Genomic DNA, 21,369 nt, shown 5'->3' with positions numbered 1-21,369 from the left:
TATGGAAGATACGCTGAAGGGATATTTTTGGACTGCAGATGATGAACTTTTGAAGCATTATGGTGAAATTACCATTTCGGCTAAAGCTAATCAATATGAAATTAAAATTTACGGGTCTTTCCCCATATTTGAAAAACCCTATTCGGATATAAACTTTCACGATGATATTCTCTGCATTTATGGATTTACTAAAGAACAGAACTACATAACCATAATAGGGCTCAGACTTGAAAATATAGTTGGCGCAACAACGACCCATGAGCACTCAGCTTTCCGATCCGAACATGTCCTGTCTTTTAGGCAATTTATCTCCGGTAGTAGATTGTTTAACCCGGCAGATAAAATCAACACACTTTCTGTGTCTGCACAGTTTTTAAACGGCTGGACAAAATCTGACTCCATCCGCCAAAAAATGCCGCATCCGAATCGTAAAGGCGGAATAAATCCCGCTTTAGGATATGACCTTTACGAGGTTGAACCCCTCAACATTCCTTTTCCCTATGGGATATGCACGTTCCACGATTACATTAAAAGAAACCATCGTTTTGATGTAAACAACCTAAACATTCAGCAGCAAACCTGTTTTTTCTTTCAATTTAAAATTGATATGGACATTGAGGCAGTATACATTTTTCTGCAGCGTTTCAGAGAATTTTACTCGCTCGTTAATGGCGTGAACCTTGGTCTTTGCAACATTGAATTCATGGATTCCAGTAATCAGGCCTTTACCTACACCTATGACAAAAATATTTTAAACAGTCACTATTCCTCAATTCGTTCGGGCAAGAGGATTGTCAGCCTGGAAAAACTCTCCTACTCAGAATACCTTGGAAATTTTTTTCAATTGTATGACCAATTTAGGCTTCCAATGTCACACCTGATGTCCTACCTTAACAGTGATCGCCGCGATTATATTAATTACATCCAGCCTTTTGTATCTGCCATGGAGATTATTTACAATAAATCTTTTAAGGACGCCGATCTCCAGAGTAAAGCCCTTAACCCAACTCTGAAAGAAATCCTGAGCAAATACCAACTATCACCAAAACACAGACAATTTTTGACCAATGCAAAGCTGGCCAAATCATACAGGGACTTTCATCTCAGGGACAAGTTGATTAGAGTAATCAACCATAGCCCAAAACTGGTCAAACTTGTTGATGATCCGCCAAACTTCGTTCAGAGGATATTGGATCTTCGTCATTATCTTGTGCATGAAGTAGATAAGGAGCATACCGACCTTTCTTTGCTGACAAGCAAACGTGACCTGGGAAAACATATTGTAAAAATGAAAATCATTATTGAATATCACCTCCTGTTGCTTATGCAGATTGAGCAAGAGATTGTTGAGGAGAAAATTGATTGTACTTTTCCCAATTTTGTGCATTTTGAAAGAATTTAGTATATCAAATTGCATTTTTATTGGAACTCGTGGTTCATCATCGGGATTCACTGAACGAAGCTTGCAAGATATCCTATTATCCACGTGGAAAAAAATCACCTTATACTCATTTTGAGAGGTAAAGTTAAATACTTAATTTAGTTTTCTCTTGCTCCGTTAAATGGAGTATTTTGGTTATCTAAATTTCTTACGTCTTATCTGGCATGCTAAAAAAACTTTCCTCACTAAAAGGCTCTGCTGCTCAGTTTTCCGGGACCGTTGTTGTCAGCAGCCTGCTTAGTTATTTTCTCAACAAACCAGAAATGGCCTCGCAGATGGCTCTGGAATTGGGGATAGGTGGCACAATGCTGATTGAAGCTATGAAGCAGCTAAATGGTATGTCCTCTAACATTCTTCATGACTGTGTTAAACAAGGTGGTGAAACGGTACGTTCTGATATCAACCATGATCTCGAAAAGGTGCTAAAATTCGCTTATGAAGACGGATTATCCAATCTGGAAACTGAACTTTTTAAAGAATTGTCTATCAAGTTCGGTTTTTTTAAGAAAGTCCGCGACGCTATCAAAGTAGAAATATCGGAAGAGCAATACCTGTCAGCTCAGCTTCATACCTATTTTTTCGAGACGCTGTACAATTACCTCACCAGCGATACCGCCTTGGAAAGTTTGATAAAGGCAAACAAGCAGTTAGACTTAAAAGCATACCTCGCAGAAATTTTCCGAAAAACAGGAAATCAGCTTAAACTTGATGACTCTTCCGTCGATAAAGAATTTTTAATTAGGTTCATAACTGAGAAATTTCCTGGACATTTTGCCAAAAGCTTTTTGAAAGCCTTGAAAATCAACGAAAAGGCAAAAACCGCTTATTTCAAAATTTTACTTGAGTTTTTCATCGCTAACAAAATATTTTCTGAGCAGTATCCCAGCGCTGCCAATCATCTGGGATTTGACAAGTGGTAGTAACTGATCCGCGTGGTATGCAGCTAGACTTCTGATCTTCCGGTGTAAAAGTGGCATACTAAGCATTGAAAATCCTTCCCATTTCCTCAAGCAGGATCTTCTTTACTACGGGTTCGTCTATAAGCTCTATTTTTTCGATTAGTTCGTCCTCCATGATTGGATTAAGGGAGCTAGTGGTGAGGTTTCGGATTTCGGTAATGATATCATTGACATACTTTTTTGCCAAGTCACCTATTAGGGTACTATCTATAAAAAACTCATGAGCGAGTAGTTCGCTGGTATTCTGAGCAAGGGTACCCATCGTTGCTCCTTTAACAATTTTGTTTCTGTTGCTTTTTTTAAAAAGGTGCACCCTTTCTTTTGGAAAATCCGAAAGTACAAGCGGGGAATGTGACGCGAGCAATATCTCAATTTTGTATTTTCCTAAAATTTGGTTGACAAAACCACAGAGCGTGGTTACATACTTGAGCTGCCATTTCGGATGGAAGCCCATTTCTCCTTCGTCAATAAGAAGCAGTATTGGCCTATCGGTATTTTTTAACTTGTCCATAACTCCATATATTCTTGAAAAAAGATCGGCAAACATCTTTTCTCCACTGCTGAAGTTGGGCCAGTCAAAAGTGATAAAGCTACTGACGTGTGGAAGTATAAACCTGTCTCTCATCTTGCTATTGATCTTTGTATCCATCATCCTGAAATAAAGGCTGATTAGTGGGTCGTCCGTAGGTGTAGAAATATATACCTGGTTATAGTTATCGCTGACATGAAACTTATTTTTTATAAGCTTTTTATAAAACGAGGAGATTAGTTCAGAAAAGATATTCGAATCAAAAATATCTTTTTCCGCAAAAAAGGATTCAAAAAGAGCGATTACAGCTTGGACATCGGATTTTGCAACCTTGTTTATTGCACTCTGCAATTTTTCGCTTACGTATTTGTTCAGTATTGACCGGTTTTTGATACTAGTGATCGATCTGAAGTATAAGCTCAGGAGGTTGCGTAGAAAAACCAGTTTAGCGATGTTATCTTCAGATATAACATGATCATCTCCGAAGAAATTTGAACATAGCGAGTGGAATAAATCATACACCTTTTTGTAATCGCTGGAAACGTCATCCCGATCGTAGGTAAGCCTATGGAAACAAATGTTGATATCGCTGGGTATACTAAATGGAAACTCAAAACACTGTCTGGCTTCATTGAAGAACTTAAGTTGTCTCTTGATGTTATTAATCCGATGTAAGATAAGTGGATTTTCATATCTTTCATCCTGATTATCTTCACACGCATTGCTAGTCCTTATATCTTCATTAACCATATTCGTAGCGGATAGGTCTATAATCGGTGAAATATCCTTTGTGTGGAAGATTTCCAGTACATTGAAGTCTAAGTACGGAGAAAAATAGATGACCGACCGGCGATAATCGTCAGAAACGGGTCCATGTTTCGGAGCAAACCAACCCCTTTCGCGTATTTCGATTGGATAGGGCCCTGTATCTCCATGTTCATTTCTGAGGTAAAACGTTTCTTCGTCAATCTGAAAAACCAAAAGATATTCGAAATCATAATTATTTTCACCACTTGAACTGTCAGCAACCAATTCTGCGATGGTTTTTAGCAAAGTTGTCTTTCCGACACCGTTTTCTCCTGCTATAATATTCAAGCTGGAAATACTTTCTCCTAATAAATAATCAAAATGGTCGGCTTTTCTTTTAATGCTCACTACACCGTTTGAATAATCGATATCTAATTGATTGCTTAGATTTATTGATATCGGGCCAAATCTTGAAAACTTATTTATATAAATGTACACAAGTTTGTTAAGTGCATATGCCATAATCTACATTGGATATTTTGAGATGTTCTTAATATCAAGCGTTAGTTTTTTCTGAATCGTAACAATGGGGTCAAATCACCCAATGTCGCCGTCACTGATATAGTTGATAAATTGTTTCCCAAACATGGTGATCCTCATCATCATATAGGGAACGTGTCCACGAGTTCCGACCCCCGATTCCCTTAACAAGGCCTTGCTTAGCAGTATTTGTTTGAGATAAAGGAAATCGTCTTCCGACAAGCTGTAGAATGAAGCTTGTCGGTATTTGGAAAGTTGCTTGATCTGCTCCTGCACATTTTGTAACTCTCTGGTAAGCGAACTGATGTCCGACTTAGACCTTGGAAGTAAGGTCATTACACGCTTCTGTTCATCTCTTTCTTTCTCAAGCCGAAGATTTTCATCTTTGATCGCATCTCGGAGGGAATCTTCCTTCTGATCGTACTTAGCAAATTCCTTATCATACTGATTGTGATATTTTAAAATTTGTATGGACGGTTCGTCAAGGGATGAGATGAGATCCAAAAATGTTTCCGCATGGTCAATGGATTGGACGGTGCTCTCCATATAATTTGTGAGAATGTCACGAAACCTTATGTGTTTCTGGCTGGAATCAGTACGGGCAACCCTCTGGATCACGGCCTCAAAAAGGTCACTAAACTCTACCTTATTGAGCTTGCTGAAATCTATTTGACTTCCACCAGAAAAATGTTCCTCCAATAGTTCGGAGAATGCGTTTATTCGATTTTGTTTAATCCTGCTCCGGTATTCAATGAAGACCTCGCTGAAAAGCTGCCCGGCGTAGGGTATTGAGGCAAAAAGTGTCTTTAGGACTGAATTTCCTACTTCCTTGGTGTTCATGAGCGATAACTTTAGCTGTCCCAATATACGAGAATGTGTGGTTATAAAAAAAAAGCTGACCACATACGGGCAAAATTTTTTGAAATGAAACCTTCAATATATATTCATAAATGGATTATCAATCACCAGGCTCTAGGCTTACCATCTTTCTTCTCATTCTGAGGGCAATGGAGCACTTGGTGTCGCGGTTGGTGGTTTGGATAAGAAATGGATGGTTAGGAAGTCATTGGAAAGAATAAGGAAGTCGGGCGGATGGTAGATATTGCGCTGATTGAGACTTCCAGGTTGCCAGATGGTTGGGAGTAATGAATAGTTCGGAGGTCAGTTTTTCGGCTTCTGATGCCAATGGGAAATATAACGACGTCGGTTTGGGTGCGGATGTGGTAGACAAGCTTAAAGTTATGGTCGTTGACTTTGAGAAAATGTGGGGTACAGAACGGATTTCTTGATGTTTTTAGAGAAGATAGGGAGGGTTTTATTGTAAATTTGGTTGAACCCTTCGGTAAGGCTTTGACAGCTTTGGACACTTGTGATCTGAATCCGGTTTTTATAATTTCTGAAATCCTCAAGAGACTAATTAGTCATCAGAAATATTGAGTATCCATTTTTTTAGTGTAACCTTTCTCGCTTTCCTTTTAGCCCTAATTTTTTTCTTTTTGTCAACTACCTTTGGGATTAATTTTTCACTTTCTTTTCGCAATTTCATCAATCTGCCGAGTTCATTATACTCTGTCATCTTAGTGTCTAGTTCTGCGATTCGCTTCAAATCAGCAACAAATTTATTGCTTATTAGAACCTTTGTCGACCCGTTTTAAGAAAAGTGCCTTAGGAATCCTATGGCACTTTCTTTTTTTTGTTAAAATTTATATTATTTTGATAATCCCGCTCAATCCATGTTTTAAGGCTGATTTTTGATGTTCGATGTACCATTGGGGATTTGACTTTTTTAGGCTCAGTTATTTTCAAATATCTAATATTTAGATGTTTATGTTTTTGTGAAAGTTCGACAGTTATTCTAATAATAATTGATGTATTCCTAAAAGAACTTTTTTGAAAAAACTTGAGATTCCTTCTCGATTATATTTAACTGATTCTCCATAGCAACAACACAGATTGTGTATATTAAATTATGTATTCTATCAAGTTCTTCTAAGTCTGTGATTGTTTCTTCAGTTTTTAATATTCGTGCTATTTCGTTTAGCAATGTTTCTTGTTCTTTAATCTCCATTATCTATACTGGATTAGATTAGCAGATTTGATGATCTGTAATTGTAAAAAACTGTTATTGCTGTAAATAAGCTTAGCATCCAATATTAATCCTAAAAGTGTACGTATTCTTTCGATGTTTGTTTGCTCATAGATTTCTCCTAAATTTCCGAAGCTCTCTAGGCATTTTGCAAGAATTAATTCTTTTTGAATATAATTTTTATTCTCGCTTAGCTTGGACTGCTTAACTACTAATAGCTCTCTTTGCCTGTGAAAATCCTTGTCTTTAATGTAAGGAATTCCGTAAGCTCAATCTTTTTCTGGGTTAAAAGTTCGAGGGCTTTTTCGATCATACTATCAAATTTTGAGATTTCATTGGATAAACCAGAATAAATTGACTCCGCTCAACCAGAAATAAAATTATTGTAGATTGTTGAATGTTAATGTGATGGTGTTTTGGCTAAGAGGGGTCAAGTGGATTGGTTTTTCCAATCAGTTCTTTAATTCATTTTGAACCCAAAATTGAAGCCAGCAGTTGTTAAAATCCGGCATTCCAGATTGCACAAGCTATCTCGGCTCATTTTGACCGTTACGCCTGGCAGATGCTTTCAGAAAAAGCAGAGACCTTTTCTTATCAGCTCATTGCCTGCCGTTTCATCCGCTACCTCAAAACCATCATACAGCATAGAATAGGGGAATTTTATGAAGAGAGAAAATCTAGAAGCTTACCTAGAAAAACTGGCTTTCAGATTATGTGCTACTCGAGGAGGGTGTGAGTCAGGAAATCCTGACGGCCTATGCCTTAAAATCCGCCAAAGTGGTCTTCAGCGATCACCTAACGAACCGGGAAGTTTCCAGGCAGCTTTATTCATCCAGCCTCAATTTTTGATTGGCGTTCCGCCCGCTCATCTGAGGTTAAACTTTAATTTAACTGGGTGAACAGTTTTTAGGATAAAAAAGAGAGTCCGTTCTGCCACATGTCCATGGCCTGCTGATCGGTTGCCGGTAATAATTGATCAAGCGTCTGTAAAGCCATTGCCTGGATTTCGTCAATAAACGGTCTTAAGTTCTTATCATAAAGTTCAAAAGCTTTAAGATAATCGCCATCAGCATTTGACAGCGCATCCGCAAGCGCAGTAGCCCCGATGATCGCCAGCGAGCCGCCCATTCCGGCAGCGGGAGAGGCGCAATAGCCCGCATCACCCACCAGTGCCACTTTTCCTTTACTCCAAGAAGACATCTTAACCTGAGCGAAAGCGTCAAAGTAAAAGGCGGATGAATCCAATAATTCCCTTTCCAGCTCCTGCGCGCGCCAGCCCATACCTCTCATCTGATCTGATAGAATAGTCTTCAGCTCTTCCTGATTGCGGAAATCATAAATAATTTCCCGATCAGGTCTGAAAGTAAAGATTACATCGGTCTTTTTGTTATGCGCATACAAAGCCAAGCCTTTATTTGCTATAGAATACATCTGGTAGGTTCCATTATCCACCAATAACTTATCCACTACCGCAATCGAGAAATACTGCCCCAGAAAATGCACATACTCCGCTTCCTTGCCAAACCAGATCTTGCGAACATTAGAGTGTATCCCATCGCAAGCGAATATATGGAGGTAATTTTCTTTTTTGCCGTCCTTAAAAGTAACCTCCACGTGCTCATCGGTTTCCAGAAGTTCAGCAACACTGTTATTAAAAATCAGCTCAACCTCGCCTTCAATGAGTTTATAAAGCATTTCCAGCAAAGTATCCCTTTCGATTTCAAACTCATCAGCCGAAAATGCTTCAGCAGGCTGCTTCATCACTAAGCTATAACCGGTCTCATCTGCAGAATTCTTAAATTCCCATTTTTCAGGGCCCACCCGTTGGGCTTTAATCTGCTCATAAATACCCATTCTTTTGACAATTTCAATTGTACGGTCTTTAATATCTACGGGCGTTCCACCTTTTTTTAAGCTGCCGCCAACTTCAACAATCGTCACCTGATAACCTAGTTGATTCATCCAGTAGGCCAAAGTCAAACCGGCAAAACTGGCTCCGGAGATTAGCACTTTTTTATTTTGTTCCATTTTAAATATCAATTTATACAGCACAAAATTCCCTAAATGCTCCTGTCAGTAAAAGAACCAAACGCGGTAATCGTTGGACTAATCGAGGTTTTTGGATCGGAACGCTTTTGCCGATAGACCAGTTGTCTTGGAAAACAACCTGGAGAAATAAGGATAATCGGTATAACCTAAATCAAATGCAATTTCTTTTACGGATTTGCCGGTATGGTAGAGCAGTCTTTTAGCCTCGAGCATTATCCGTTCCTGGATCGCCTGAGAAGCGGTAAATCCGGTAACGTTTTTAATGCATTCATTCAGATAAGGCGTTGAGATATGTAATAATTCAGCGTATTCACCAGCACGCTTTAAGCAACGATAGTTTTCTTCCACCAGTCGGCGGAAAGATTTGGCTACTTTATCGTAGCGCGAAAAAACATCCTGCGGTTTTTTCTGATTCATGAATTCAGACAGCAACAGACCGATCAGCACATTACAGCTATCCCGCACCAGGAGTGGATGCAGCCTGGCTGCTTTATTATGGTAGAATTTCAGGCAAAGCGCAAAACAATCAGAAATCGCAGTGAAAGCTTCGGCACCTAAGGCTAGGGGAATTGCAGTTGATAACTCTTCCAGGATGTCCAGGTAGGCAGTATTCAGCTTTTCACCACTCATTGACAGCGAGCAAACGACGATATCCTCAATATCCCGCATCCGGTGTACCTGGTCAGGATGTAGGTAAACCACAGCTGGGGAAGATACCTCATAAAATTTAAAATCAATTTCTATTTTCACACTTCCCTTTTCCAGAATATGAAAAGTATAGCCTTCATCCCGGTGGGACTGGGTTGCTTCCTGTTTTTGAAAAGCCGCAGTAAAATCCGACTTGCTGATCGGATTCCGATCCAGTGCAATACCCTGTCTAAAGAAATCATCCATGGTATTGACTGGTATTTTTTTCTGCTTATTATGCATCAGCTTTAAGGGGTAATATCAAAACTAAAGATAGAAAAAACCATACTTTTCTAGCTCCATCAAAAAACAGCAGTTTGAATTCAGAAAAATCAAACCAAAATTAATTAAATGATTTTAATTTTTTTTTATCTAAAAGCCAGGCGAAATAAAGCCTGGCAGATTGCTTTGTGTCTCATAATTAATAAAAATCTATGCCGAGACGAGGGGGCATCCTGATAGCGGAGATCTATCGTGGCAAGAATCTATTTGTAATTAGTCTAAATAAAATTTATATTTGCGCCATAAAAAAAGCCACACGGTTCGGACCCGTGTGGCAAAAACCGGAAAACCGGCTCACCTTTAATCTCAGTTAAAAGTCATGCAAATTAAGAAAATTTTGCTAACGGCAATGCTATGTGCCAATGTAATTTTCAGCTACGCCCAAAAACAGACCTCAAGCATATCGGGCTATGTAAAAACCAGCGCTGGCGACCCTCTTCCAGGCGCCACAGTTAAAGTTCAAAAAATAAATTTTGGTTCTGTATCAGATGATAATGGATTATTCAAAATTTATAATCTAGCTCCTGGAAACTATAGTATCCATGTTTCTGCAGTAGGATTCAAAACACAAAAAAAAGACATTAGCCTATCTGCCGGCCAGGAAATGAAAATTAATTTTTCTGTTACTGAAAACGCCGAGCAGATGGAAACTGTGAATGTTCTGGGCAGAACAAAAGCTCAGGAAGTTAACAGGCAGGCATTTAATGTGACGGCGATCGATGCAACCAAACTCTACAATACCACGCTGGATATTTCAGGTGCTTTGGATAGAGTAGCAGGTGTGCGCGTACGGGAAACCGGTGGTGTCGGCTCCAGTTTTAATGTATCGCTTAATGGTTTTTCGGGTAATCACATTCGCTATTTTATAGACGGTATACCTATGGACAACTTCGGTTCTTCTTTTCAGATTAACAACATACCTATAAATCTAGCCGAGCGTGTTGAGGTTTACAAAGGTGTTGTGCCGCTATGGTTGGGTTCTGATGCCCTCGGCGGTGCGGTTAATATTGTTACAGGAAACAAGCATCGAAATTACATAGATGCATCTTATTCTTTCGGAAGTTTTAACACCCATCGCTCTGTTGTAAATGCTGCACTTACATCAAAAAGTGGTTTCACAGTTCAGCTTAATGCTTTTCAGAACTATTCAGATAATAATTATAAAACAGATTTACCTGAACGGCTGGTAAGGGTTCTTCAAGGTACCACCGAAAGTTCGCAGAGGAGATTTAACGACACCTATCATAACGAAACCCTAATTGCCAATGTAGGCTTTGTGGGCAAGTCTTTTGCCGATAATTTATTGCTGGGAATTACCCTGGGCAAAAACTATAAAGAAATACAGACTGGCGCGAGACCTGATGCGGTTTTTGGTCAATTGCACAGGCGTGGTACCATCATAATGCCGACCCTTAAATACCAGAAAACAAATTTGGTTAAGGGCTTGGATGTAACATTAAATGCGAATTATAATCTAGGATACGAAAAAACCATCGACACCGCTTATGCGAAATACGATTGGGATGGCATTCGTGATCCAAAGGCAACAATGGGCGAAAGAGATGGCGGGCAGCTCTCTAAATTCGAAAATAATAATGGTTTGCTAACCACTATGGTTAGCTACAAAATTGCGGAACATCATTCCCTCGCGGTTAACAATGTATTTTCCACCTTCAACAGAAAAACAGACAACATTTTATTTCCTGCCAACAATGCGCTCGACCCAGCCAAAAAAATGAATAAAAATGTTCTTGGTTTCGGATATAGTTATGATGTAGATAACAAATGGAGCACCAATTTTTTCGGTAAATATATTAATCAGAAGAATATAATCGGATCCAGAAATGTTTCTTCTTCAACTGATAAAATGGGATATGGACTGGCGCTTGCTTACTTTTTAAGCAGAAACCTGCAACTGAGAACCTCTTACGAGTTAACCAATAGAATGCCCGAGGCAACAGAAATATTCGGTGACCTGGAAAATCAGGAAGCGAACCCGGCACTTAAGCCCGAAAAGAGCGATAACATTAATGTCGGTGTGATTTACAATTTCAAAATCAATGAAATTAACCGTTTCTCTGTCACCGCAAATGGTGTTTATCGGTACTCGGCAGACTTTATTTACAACCGGTTAAATAACAATCAAACTAAAACAACAGCTGATAACCGAGCAGGCGTCAGAACTTTGGGTACCGATGCAGAGGTCAGATATTCCTATAAAAACTGGTTAACTGCCGGCGCAACGGTTACTTATCAGTATTTGCAGAATCTTCAACAATATGAACCTAATTACAATGGGGTAAGTCCCGTTTACTTAGATCAGATGCCAAATATTCCCTATTTGTTCGGTAACATGGATATCAGCGCTTCATTTAGAGATATTGGCAAAAAGGGTAACAATTTAACCTTAGGCTACAACTTACTATACGTTAATTCTTTCTATCTATACTGGCCGAGTTTAGGAGGGCGGGACCAGGCTTCTGATAAAAAAGGCATTCCGACCCAACTGGCACATGATTTAAATTTTGTTTACAGTATGAAAAATGGCAGATATAATGTTTCCCTGGAAGCCAAAAACATTACAGACAAGCCTTTGTATGATAACTTCAGCTTACAGAAACCCGGTCGTGGCTTCTATCTAAACCTTAGATATTTTCTTAACAAATCTTAATCATAAATAAAAATCAATATGAAATCAACAATTACTAAAGCGCTTGTTGCGCTGGCATTCACCGCAGTATTTAGCTCTTGTAAAAAAAACAATTCGGAACCTGTTGCTGAAAACCCAGGCAATTTCGTATTAGCAGTAACCCCGGTTGCATCTACCGGAGTGGCGGACTACCTGGTTACCGCCGGTAGTTTGGAATCCGGGACAGTATCAATTAAAGGTAATGGTACCGAGCAAGACGGTACTTATCGTTACTATGTAACCCTAGGAGATAAATTCTTCAGTATGCTATACGGACAGGGTAATCCTGGTGCAGTAACGGTTTATAATATCAAAGAAGGTAAACTGAATAAGTTGACTGATTTCACTGCTGCTACGGTCCAGGCTTTTGCACCAGTGAATAAGGACATTCTAATGGTTAAAGTGCCCAGAACCTATGCTGCAACAGGTGCAACTTTAGCAAACTGGTATATTGTCAGTTCCACTACGAATCTTCAAACCACTGAGGGAACTTTAGATGCTGTTGCTCCAAGCGGTAATGGTGAAATTGCGCATTTCAGCTGGCTAAAACAGGTTGGAAATAAAGTTTACGCGCCATTCTTCTCCATCACAGGTCGTACTTTCGAAACAGATTATCCAAATTATGCAGGTATTGCTGTTTATTCTTATCCATCTATGCAATATGAAAAGACGATTAAAGATACCAGAACAAGTTTTATAGGTAGATATTTTACCGATGCACTCGAAGTAGTTGAAAATGGCGATACTTATGCTTTTTCTTCTTCAGTAGCTATGAAAGGTGGCGTTTTAACTTCAAGCAAACCCTCATCAATTACCAGAATTAAATCAGGAACTGAAGAGTTTGATCAATCTTACTTAATGGATTTTGAAGCAGCATCAAACGGGTATGTAATAACCAATTGGTTATATGTTGGCTCGAACAAATTTGTTGCCAATATAGAGCCAAAAGCAACCAGAGGAGCATACACAACAGGCCGCAAATTAGCAATCGTAGACGTGTTGAACAAAACGGTAACTCCGGTAACTGGTTTTCCTGAGGTGGCAACTATCTCCAGCATAACCACTACGAATTATTCCGCAAAAAATGGAGTAGGCTATGTCGGGGTTAACTTAACTGATGGTAATACCTGGGTTTATAAGATTGACGCTGCAACCAGCACAGCTATAAAAGGCCTTAAAGTAGAAGGCGGCTTAATAACGGCGATCCAGAACGTTAAATAATTTTATTGAAACCAATCAAACCGGGCAATGGGGTATAAACCATTGCTCTGTTTGTTTCAGCTCGCAAATTAAAGTACCTGCAAAAATCCCTTTATCTCAAATCAGATCATTTCTTATAGCCATAAGCCATTTGCTCTTTTTGTTTAAAGTGAATTTGTAATTGGTGCATGTACGACTCCTTATAAACGCTATGATTACTACAACTTTTTTGCTGCTGCTTATATCTTTTGAGCTCTGGTATCTAACATCAAAGCAGTTCAAAGAGCATAAGCTACCTGATTATCTGGTGAAAATTATCGCAAATGCTAAACTGTATCGCATAGTTGCTGCAATATTATTTATTGTAGCCTGCTACCTGTTTATATTTTTTTTGGGCGTAACCAGCGGACTTACCGCAATTGTTTTCGCAACAATGGCAGCGGGTAGTCTGGTTGTGGTTATTCAACCCTTTCAGTATTTGCGGATTACAACAGTCGCCATGCTTTACTTCACTATTCTCCTCCTGGAATTTTTTATATAATTTTTATGCCAGCAAATAAAAAACACCTCACTAAATCTCCCTGGTTAAGGCTTGTAAAAATTCTTGTCGGAACAATTGGTGGATATACCGTTATGTTCACTTTTCATCTGCTGATGTGCAAGATTTTTCCGCAGAAAGATGTAATTGTAACCACTTTTATTACAGGATATATCCTATGGGCCATACTATTACTGATGGCTTTTCTGGCTAAAAATGTCTGGAAGGTATTTACATTATATCTTCTGCTGACATTAATTTTCTCCGCTATATATACTTTTTTTTAAGAAATGGATAATAGAAAATACAATATATACTTTCACACACACACCATTAGTGGAATTATAATATGTGCGCTTTTGTACGTCATATTTTTTGCAGGGTCTTTTTCTTTTTTTAAAGAGGAAATCACTGCCTGGCAAAAAAATACTTCCTATGTTAAAAGCCGAAAAACAGTAACCAGAGATTTTGATCATGTGATTGATTCGCTCTCAAAAAAGAATAATCTCAAGGGACGTGACTTTGACTTCTTTATCCAACGTAATGAAATTGGAGCTTATGTGTCGGTAACGGCCTCGAATGATACTACCTTGAAAAAGAAAATTAAGCCAAAAACCAAGGAAGGCTCAAAAAAACGGGGTGGAAGAGGAAGAGGTGGTGATGATGACTCCATGTATTTTAACTATGATTTTGCCCAACACAAAACAGCTGATTATCAGCAGGGATACGACATGGGCGAATTTCTCTACAGGTTACATTTTCTTGCCCAATTAAATGTTGTTCCCATAAGGTTGGGGGCACCATTTGGTTATTTGTTGGCTGGGGTGGTGTCGTTTATTTTTCTTTTTGCACTCCTTACCGGTCTCATGCTCCACTGGGATAAAATTGTTTCCAACTTTTTTACATTCAGGCCCTGGGCTAAGTGGAAAACGCTATGGACAGACTTGCATACCGCTATAGGGGTAATTGGTTTTCCCTTTCAGCTTATTTTCGCTGTTACAGGTGTAGTGCTTATTGCCAACATAATTTTAATAGCACCCTTTTCTAAATATTTATACAGGGGAGATAGTGTGGCCCTGTATCAGGATTTGGAATATAGCGATACCACAAAATATGCCTACACTTATCAGCCTTTAAAAAGCTCGTTTAGCGTAAATGATTTTATGGACAAGGAAGGACGTAAGTGGCCGCAAAGCAAAATTACCGCTGTTGCGATCAAGAATTACGGTGATTCCAATATGCATGTGATCCTGACCGCCAAACCGCTTTCCAACGAAAGCTTTTCGGGAACCGGTAAAATGGTTTACCGTGTTCGGGACCATAAGGTCTTGAGTGAGCTCGCTCCAAGCGGAAGCTCTTCCTACGTCGATAAAGTCAAAAGTTTGATTTACCACCTGCACTTTGGCGATTTTGGAGGCCGGCCTTTAAGGATTATATTCTTTATACTCGGTATAATGGGGTGTCTGGTAATCATTTCCGGTATACTGATCTGGCTTGTTGCAAGAGATAAGAAGAATGTACCCAAGCATAAACGTGTGTTTAATTTCTGGACGGCAAATATTTTTATGGCCTCATCTTTAAGTATGTTGCCTGTAACTGCTCTAACCATGATAAGCTTACTCTTTATTGAGAAACCCAATCAATCAGATATTTACCACGTGTATTTTTACTCCTGGTTAATACTGTCTGTCTATTTTATTGCCCGGAAAAACTTAACCATCACCAACCATCAAACCCTGATCCTTTCTGCTGTACTCTGCTTTTTACTACCGCTCGCTGATGGATTTAAGCGAAACAATTGGTTGTGGACCACATTTGCTGAAGGTAGATATGATATTCTGTTTATCGATTTGCTGTTTTTGATTCTAGCAATGCTCTCCATTGTCGTGCTGATCAAAATGAAGCAGCACGACAAGTTGAAACCATCCACTCAACCAATTAAAGAAGTTGTAGAAAATCTTTAAAAGTTAATTAAAATTATGAAAGAATTTGTATTCCTGGCTTTAAGGACGCTGAAATATCTAGGGTTCTTTTTGGTGGTTTTAATATTAATTGGAATAGTTTATGAACAATACTGCCGTTGGAATCTGGAAGCAAAAGTATTTAAAAACAAAACCTTTGCTGAAATTAACGGAGCCAGTATTCATTATCAGAAAAAGGGAAATGGGAACAAAACGGTCGTATTGGTTTCAGGAATGGGTAGCAACAGTACCATCTGGGCAGAAGTCCAGGATAAAATTTCTGCTCAGGCGGTTACCATTTCCTACGACAGAAGTGGCTTATTTTTAAGTGGGCGAAGAAAAGAGGTAATTACAAATGAATCAGTTTCCAGTGAACTTGAAGAACTGCTGGAAAAAACAAAATGCCCAAAACCTTATCTGCTGGTGGTACATTCGATGGCTGGAATTTATGTAAGGCTATTTATTGCTCGTCATAAAAAGGATATTGCTGGAATAATTTTTATGGAATCTGCTCACCCTTTGCAACTGAAAAAATCATCGAAAGCTTTTCTCGAAGCGCTTAAACCTCCTCCACTTTGGTTTGTGAGGCTGTTAACAGCTACAGGAATTTACAGAACACTATTTTTCTTTAAGCAGCTAAATCCTGAGATTCCAGTGACTCATCCGATTCATCAAAACGAAAGAGACTTCTTTTACCGGTCTGTTGAGACACTTTTTTCAGAAATCAAAAGTGACGAAGTTAATTTTGATGAGGCAACCAGGTACGGTGATTTTGAAAATATCCCGCTTACCATAATATCAGGCTCTTCTGAAATCAGAACCAAAACGCTAAAAAATGATCAGTTGAAAGGCGAGTATATGAGCCTGGTTAAAGTACTTCATCGAGATTTTTTGAATTTATCCTCAAGAAGTAAATTGGTAGTGGCAAAACAAAGCGGTCACATTGTACAGGCGTCAGAACCCGATTTGATTGTTCATCAGATCAGGGAGCTGCTGCAATCGGAGAAATAAGAAGAAAGTTTGCCATTCATCAGTTCCATCTCGGGGGACAGATAGATTTGTGAGTCCACAGTCAAACCAAAAGCAAAAGTACGTTTGTATGAGATGTTGATGCAGCAGCGGAATCAGATTAATTAAAAATATTAAGTCAACAATAAAGACTATAAATTAACCTAGCATTACCGATTGGATAGTGGTGGTCGGAACTCTTTCAGGCTTTCCTGCGATTATAGCCGAGATCATAAATCTCATTAAAAAGAATAAGGATCTTGAAAGACAGCTTTTAGCTTTAAACAAGCTTGAGTCGCCAAAACATCGGAATTTCAGTATTAGACCTTACTGGGATAAACCAGAATAAATCGACTCCCGCTCCACCAGAAATAGATTTATTGTAAATTGTTGAATGGTATTGTGTTAATGTTTTGGTTAACAGGAGTCAAGTGGATTGTTTTTTCACCTATACCGTCGAATTAACCAGCATATGGGCTATTTTTCCTACGCTCGAATTTCCAGCAACCGTATTTTTACCTATCGAATTATTCAAGCTGTTTTTCTCTGCCTATAGAGCGATAACTAAATTAATCATTTTACAACAATTTTTAACTTTACATTGTTGCCACAATAATGAAACACATTGTCAAAAATTATTTTTCGGGTACCAGCGGATTAATTTTGCCGGTTCCTAATAAGCTGCATTATCCTGAGGCGTATAAAGAAAAATCAAGGTTATGTTACTTTAGTTCTTTAATGGATAGCATTGAAATAAATAGCTCATTTTATAAAATTCCGCTGGCTTCAACTGTGAAAAAATGGAGTGAAGATGTGCCAAATGATTTTCGCTTTAGCTTTAAGCTATTTAAAGGTATTTCTCACGCTCCCAAATTAGGGTTTGATGTTGATGATGTAACAAAGTTTTTTGAGGTTATCAATCAGGCAGGAGATAAAAAGGGATGTCTTTTAGGTCAATTTCCACCGAGTATTAGAATTGCAAACTTTCCTCAGCTGGCTAAGTTTATGCAAAGTTTACAAGAAGGTAACTTAGAAAATGGATGGAAGATTGCTTTGGAATTCAGGCATTCATCATTATATGTAGAAGAAGTTTATGAACTTTTACAAGAGCATCGTCTAGGTATGGTTATACACGATAAAAGTTCGGTTGTGAGTCCATTTGATGTTGTTGATAACAATTTTATCTACTTGAGGTTTCATGGTCCGGGTGGCAATTATCGTGGCAGTTATACCGATGATGTACTTGCTGAATATGCTAGTTACATTGCAGAATGGTTATCAGATAATAAACAGGTTTTTGTATATTTTAATAATACCATGGGCGATGCTTACGGCAACCTTATTACATTAGAAGAATATGTTCGTGATTTAATTTAGAAAAGGCTAAGCACAGCTAAATAAAATGATTTCCTGTGTTTTGTCTTTGCAATAAGTAACTTCGAAATTCGTGTAGCAATTATTTTGGAACTCAGCGTGAATAACCATCTTTAAGCAGCATTGATTAATAGTTCCTATTTTGCCAGCCAGTCGAGGAAAATTTCTTCTGCGCCTGTATGCAGGTTCTTTACTTTTTCAAATAGCGTATCTAAGCCAGGAAGTTCAACATTATATTCTGATGATAATGGTAATCCAGGTAAGCGCCATTTAAAATAGATATTAGCCTTTAATCTTCTCCGATTACCTCATCCATAGAGAGGAGATGGTATGCAAATACACTGGCAACTGGATAACTATAAAAATTCCTACAGTAATCACTTCACTTTTGTGTAGCTATTTTCCACTCCCTCAAGTACGATCGTTAATGTATCGTTTTTAACTTCATATTTAGCTTCCGTTTTTTCCTTTGATTGTTTATCTATGCAAATTAATTTGTCGTTTTGTATCTCATAGATTGATTCAATTGTATTTTGCATGTCGCCTTCACCCAGGTGTTGCATAAAATTGCCATCTTTTGTAAATTCCAGAACAATTTTTTCTATTGAACCTCCTGTTTGCTGATCCTTAAGCGTGCCAACCCATTTTCCTATAAGCTGTTTGTCATTTTGTGGATTGGTACTGCAACCCAATGCGATAAAGCACGCTAAAATAACCAATAAGTGTTTCATTTTATTTTGATTGATTCGATTAAATTTCATCCGTACGTATTAAAAGTTATCTATTCAGTTGTTGATAATAACATAAATGTTCACTCATTGTTTTTTACCTTTTATTGAAATTGTCGACAAGAAATAACATGTCAAAAATGTTTACGGTAGGGGCAGTGCGGATGATGCCACCTACAATAAAAGAATTAGAAAGCAAGGCTGATGAATATGGATACATGTTTCTAATTTAGGGTGGTTTGAATGGCTCACAAGTAATTCCGTAAGTTACCGGAAGAAACATCCTTTCTCGCCAGGCAGATCGTTAAATGTGTTATCTAGCCAGCAGGTAATCTTTACAAATTCCTCTTTTTTACAAAAATAAGTCACCTTCCCAGCTCCATTCATCAGCGTATTCTAAATACTTTTAGTAATGCCTAAAGCCTCTTTCCAGCTCATCTTTTATAATAGTTTTTTACAAGTTTCTCCCTACCCAAATAAACATCTAAACATATTTTTTTTGTCAATAAGCATGACCTTCATCTTCAAAAAATCTTTCTTACCGACGGTTTTAACAATCTAATTCAACCTGTGATTTATGTACAGTTCTAATATATATATTGCAGCTAAAGATAAAAGTAGATATAGATTCGCACTTGCAAAGTTTTTTTGTTTGTCTAAATAAAATATAACTATCTCAGTTGTTATCCAACCACACCAAAGTATCGAACTTCCAAAGCCTAAAATCATTTTTAAAAAATTTGATCCCAGAAAAGAGTTTCCACTCTGTTTATCACTTGCTATAATAAGTGCAAATAGAAGAACTGGAATGACACCCAAAACAGCTCTTACAATAATATGTACAAGTAGATTCATTTTCATTTTATGGATTACTTTAAACTTTCAATCATTAAATGCTTCTTTCCGGAAGTTTTCCAGATTATACATTTTTTAGTTGCTTTCTGTCAATTATCCTTTCAATTCAAGAAAGAGAATAGTGTAATGATCAAATCAAATTCCTTCGCGGTTTTTTACATAAATCAAACGCATCGAAAAACCTTAGCTCATCGTTATCTGTGTTTTGTTTAATTATTCTTTTAATATTTTATTCAATAACTTTAATAGCTCCGGATAAAAAAAATTCTATTGGCTATGTCTGTTTACCTTTTTTCTTCAATTAACATTTCTGGACAGGTATTTTTGCCTCAATTGTAAAGATAAATGTTTTGTAACAATTATTTCATTATGAAGATAAATCATAATTCTTTAGCGAACATAGTGTTCAGGTTGCCTTTTTTAGATACGCTTTGATGGGTTACTATAGTTGGCTAAATAAAAAGCGGTTAGTCTGAACATTTGTTTCTTCAAATCATGCCAATGCCCTTATCAAACAATTCAGGATGAAAATCGATTAAATTCCAAATCTTATGATTTCCAGATTTATTAATTGATATTTCGATCTCTTTTGGAACTTTTGCTCAAAAGAAACTTGTAAAAATTTGGCGAGTGTTGCCCAGCTCACGGAAAGCAATAATATTATGGTAAAGGTAAAGCAAATAAGAAAAACCATTGCCCCAAAAAAGTTTCTTTTAAGGGGCCAAACTGCCCTGATACGGTTATCACCTCAAGCCCGCGAAGATATTTAGAAAAAAAACTTTTACATTTGAGGGGAGGCAACGGTAGGTATTTATAGATGAACGCCGTTTATCTAAAGTAGCGTGTTGCTACAAAACAGAAACAAAGGTAAAACTGATATTACAAAAGGCTAGTAATATGATAAAACGTGGCTAAGAGCATATAAAAAGTCAGTTTATAAAAAAAGGAATAACTTGGTACGGATAAAGGAAGAATAAACAAAACATATTTGATAACACACCGCTAGAGAACCAAGGATAGGAATTGAGTTATTCATAATGTTTCTTAAGAATTTTTTGTACTAAAGATCGCAGATTAAACAAAAGTTATGAAGAAAAAAAGTGTGAATTTGGTTGCCAGCTTAAAATATCTATTGCTATGTCATGCTTTCATCATGTCTTGTACGAACGCTAATTCATCTCATACAGTGGATAGAATAAAATCAATTTCAATTTCGACAAATGGGGGGCAACTTGGTTACTATCGAAGGCTTTTAATTATGCCTGACACACTTTACTTCGAACAGGGCTTGCGTGTTGACACATCTCATCGTAAATCTATAAAAAAAATAAATACCCAATATCAATTAGAAGAATTGATTTCCACAAATCAGTTAACTGGTTTCTCTAAAATAATAAGTGGTAAAAGCAGGCAGCCATTTGACGGGATCGACACTGAGGTAGTAATTAGAACTTACAACACAGAAATTAAAGTAAGGAATGGTGGTAGTGATAAACTCTGGCTTAATGTTGTCTCTTCAATAAATAAGATTATCGAAAAAGAGTTTAAAGAATGAACTGTTTTTTACATAATCAGCTCACTCTAACTCTATCCTTATTTTCTGCAAAAAAAAATGGTTTAGAATTATATGCTGAAGAGCATGGACGTAATGACCTAGCTACTACAGAACCAACGAAATAATTCAACAAAAGAAGGT

Annotated in this window: 16 protein-coding genes; 9 read left to right on the top strand and 7 right to left on the bottom strand. The window is 37.7% G+C overall.

All coding sequences use genetic code 11. From position 1 onward, the window contains the following. Window position 1: 1 nt before the first annotated feature. Window positions 2–1,402 (top strand): HEPN domain-containing protein, encoded by a 1,401-nt coding sequence (locus U859_RS0127690; RefSeq protein ID WP_025146469.1) that lies wholly within the window; start codon window positions 2–4, stop codon window positions 1,400–1,402. A 203-nt stretch (window positions 1,403–1,605) separates the two neighbouring features. Then, window positions 1,606–2,361 (top strand): hypothetical protein, encoded by a 756-nt coding sequence (locus U859_RS0127685; protein WP_025146468.1) that lies wholly within the window; start codon window positions 1,606–1,608, stop codon window positions 2,359–2,361. 58 nt (window positions 2,362–2,419) lie between these two features. Here the strand turns inward: U859_RS0127685 and U859_RS0127680 are convergent, their stop codons facing one another. The 5 genes from U859_RS0127680 to U859_RS0127645 form a co-directional block, all read right to left on the bottom strand. Further along, window positions 2,420–4,198, bottom strand: coding sequence for an AAA family ATPase (locus tag U859_RS0127680; RefSeq protein WP_025146467.1), 1,779 nt, complete (start codon window positions 4,196–4,198; stop codon window positions 2,420–2,422). A 75-nt stretch (window positions 4,199–4,273) separates the two neighbouring features. Then, window positions 4,274–5,056 (bottom strand): coiled-coil domain-containing protein 22, encoded by a 783-nt coding sequence (locus U859_RS0127675; protein ID WP_162800066.1) that lies wholly within the window; start codon window positions 5,054–5,056, stop codon window positions 4,274–4,276. Between the two features lie 1,036 nt (window positions 5,057–6,092). Beyond that, window positions 6,093–6,284 carry a hypothetical protein gene (locus U859_RS0127660; RefSeq protein WP_025146465.1) on the bottom strand — a complete coding sequence of 64 codons (192 nt, stop codon included), beginning with the start codon at window positions 6,282–6,284 and terminating at the stop codon, window positions 6,093–6,095. Between the two features lie 924 nt (window positions 6,285–7,208). Next, the gene (locus U859_RS30730; RefSeq protein ID WP_025146464.1) at window positions 7,209–8,330 is read right to left on the bottom strand and encodes an FAD-dependent monooxygenase; all 1,122 of its coding nucleotides are present in this window, start codon (window positions 8,328–8,330) and stop codon (window positions 7,209–7,211) included. 78 nt (window positions 8,331–8,408) lie between these two features. Then, window positions 8,409–9,281 (bottom strand): helix-turn-helix domain-containing protein, encoded by an 873-nt coding sequence (locus tag U859_RS0127645; protein WP_025146463.1) that lies wholly within the window; start codon window positions 9,279–9,281, stop codon window positions 8,409–8,411. 358 nt (window positions 9,282–9,639) lie between these two features. On the opposite strand from U859_RS0127645, the gene U859_RS0127640 reads away from it, so the two are divergent. The 6 genes from U859_RS0127640 (at window position 9,640) to U859_RS0127610 (ending at window position 18,093) form a co-directional block, all read left to right on the top strand. After that, window positions 9,640–11,991, top strand: a complete 2,352-nt coding sequence (locus U859_RS0127640; protein ID WP_025146462.1) for a TonB-dependent receptor — start codon at window positions 9,640–9,642, stop codon at window positions 11,989–11,991. Between the two features lie 18 nt (window positions 11,992–12,009). Further along, window positions 12,010–13,230, top strand: a complete 1,221-nt coding sequence (locus U859_RS0127635; protein ID WP_025146461.1) for a DUF4374 domain-containing protein — start codon at window positions 12,010–12,012, stop codon at window positions 13,228–13,230. 190 nt (window positions 13,231–13,420) lie between these two features. Next, window positions 13,421–13,750: a hypothetical protein gene (locus tag U859_RS0127630; RefSeq protein WP_025146460.1), complete on the top strand. Its 330-nt coding sequence runs from the start codon at window positions 13,421–13,423 to the stop codon at window positions 13,748–13,750. 287 nt (window positions 13,751–14,037) lie between these two features. Continuing rightward, window positions 14,038–15,711, top strand: coding sequence for a PepSY-associated TM helix domain-containing protein (locus U859_RS0127620; RefSeq protein ID WP_025146458.1), 1,674 nt, complete (start codon window positions 14,038–14,040; stop codon window positions 15,709–15,711). Window positions 15,712–15,726: 15 nt separating this feature from the next. Then, window positions 15,727–16,719: an alpha/beta fold hydrolase gene (locus U859_RS0127615; RefSeq protein WP_025146457.1), complete on the top strand. Its 993-nt coding sequence runs from the start codon at window positions 15,727–15,729 to the stop codon at window positions 16,717–16,719. A gap of 612 nt (window positions 16,720–17,331) precedes the next feature. Beyond that, window positions 17,332–18,093 carry a DUF72 domain-containing protein gene (locus U859_RS0127610; RefSeq protein WP_025146456.1) on the top strand — a complete coding sequence of 254 codons (762 nt, stop codon included), beginning with the start codon at window positions 17,332–17,334 and terminating at the stop codon, window positions 18,091–18,093. 374 nt (window positions 18,094–18,467) lie between these two features. Here U859_RS0127610 and U859_RS0127605 read toward each other — a convergent pair whose 3' ends face one another. Then, window positions 18,468–18,851, bottom strand: coding sequence for a hypothetical protein (locus tag U859_RS0127605; protein WP_025146455.1), 384 nt, complete (start codon window positions 18,849–18,851; stop codon window positions 18,468–18,470). A gap of 525 nt (window positions 18,852–19,376) precedes the next feature. Further along, window positions 19,377–19,673 (bottom strand): hypothetical protein, encoded by a 297-nt coding sequence (locus U859_RS0127595; RefSeq protein ID WP_162800065.1) that lies wholly within the window; start codon window positions 19,671–19,673, stop codon window positions 19,377–19,379. A 1,087-nt stretch (window positions 19,674–20,760) separates the two neighbouring features. On the opposite strand from U859_RS0127595, the gene U859_RS0127585 reads away from it, so the two are divergent. Then, window positions 20,761–21,228: a hypothetical protein gene (locus U859_RS0127585; protein WP_025146453.1), complete on the top strand. Its 468-nt coding sequence runs from the start codon at window positions 20,761–20,763 to the stop codon at window positions 21,226–21,228. The last annotated feature ends 141 nt before the right edge of the window (window positions 21,229–21,369 follow it).

Origin of the sequence: Pedobacter jeongneungensis (genome assembly GCF_000633455.1) — a bacterium.
Classification (GTDB): Bacteria; Bacteroidota; Bacteroidia; order Sphingobacteriales; family Sphingobacteriaceae; genus Pedobacter; species Pedobacter jeongneungensis_A.
Note: the sequence above shows the minus strand (reverse complement) of the source record. Positions and strands in the feature narration are given on the sequence as shown.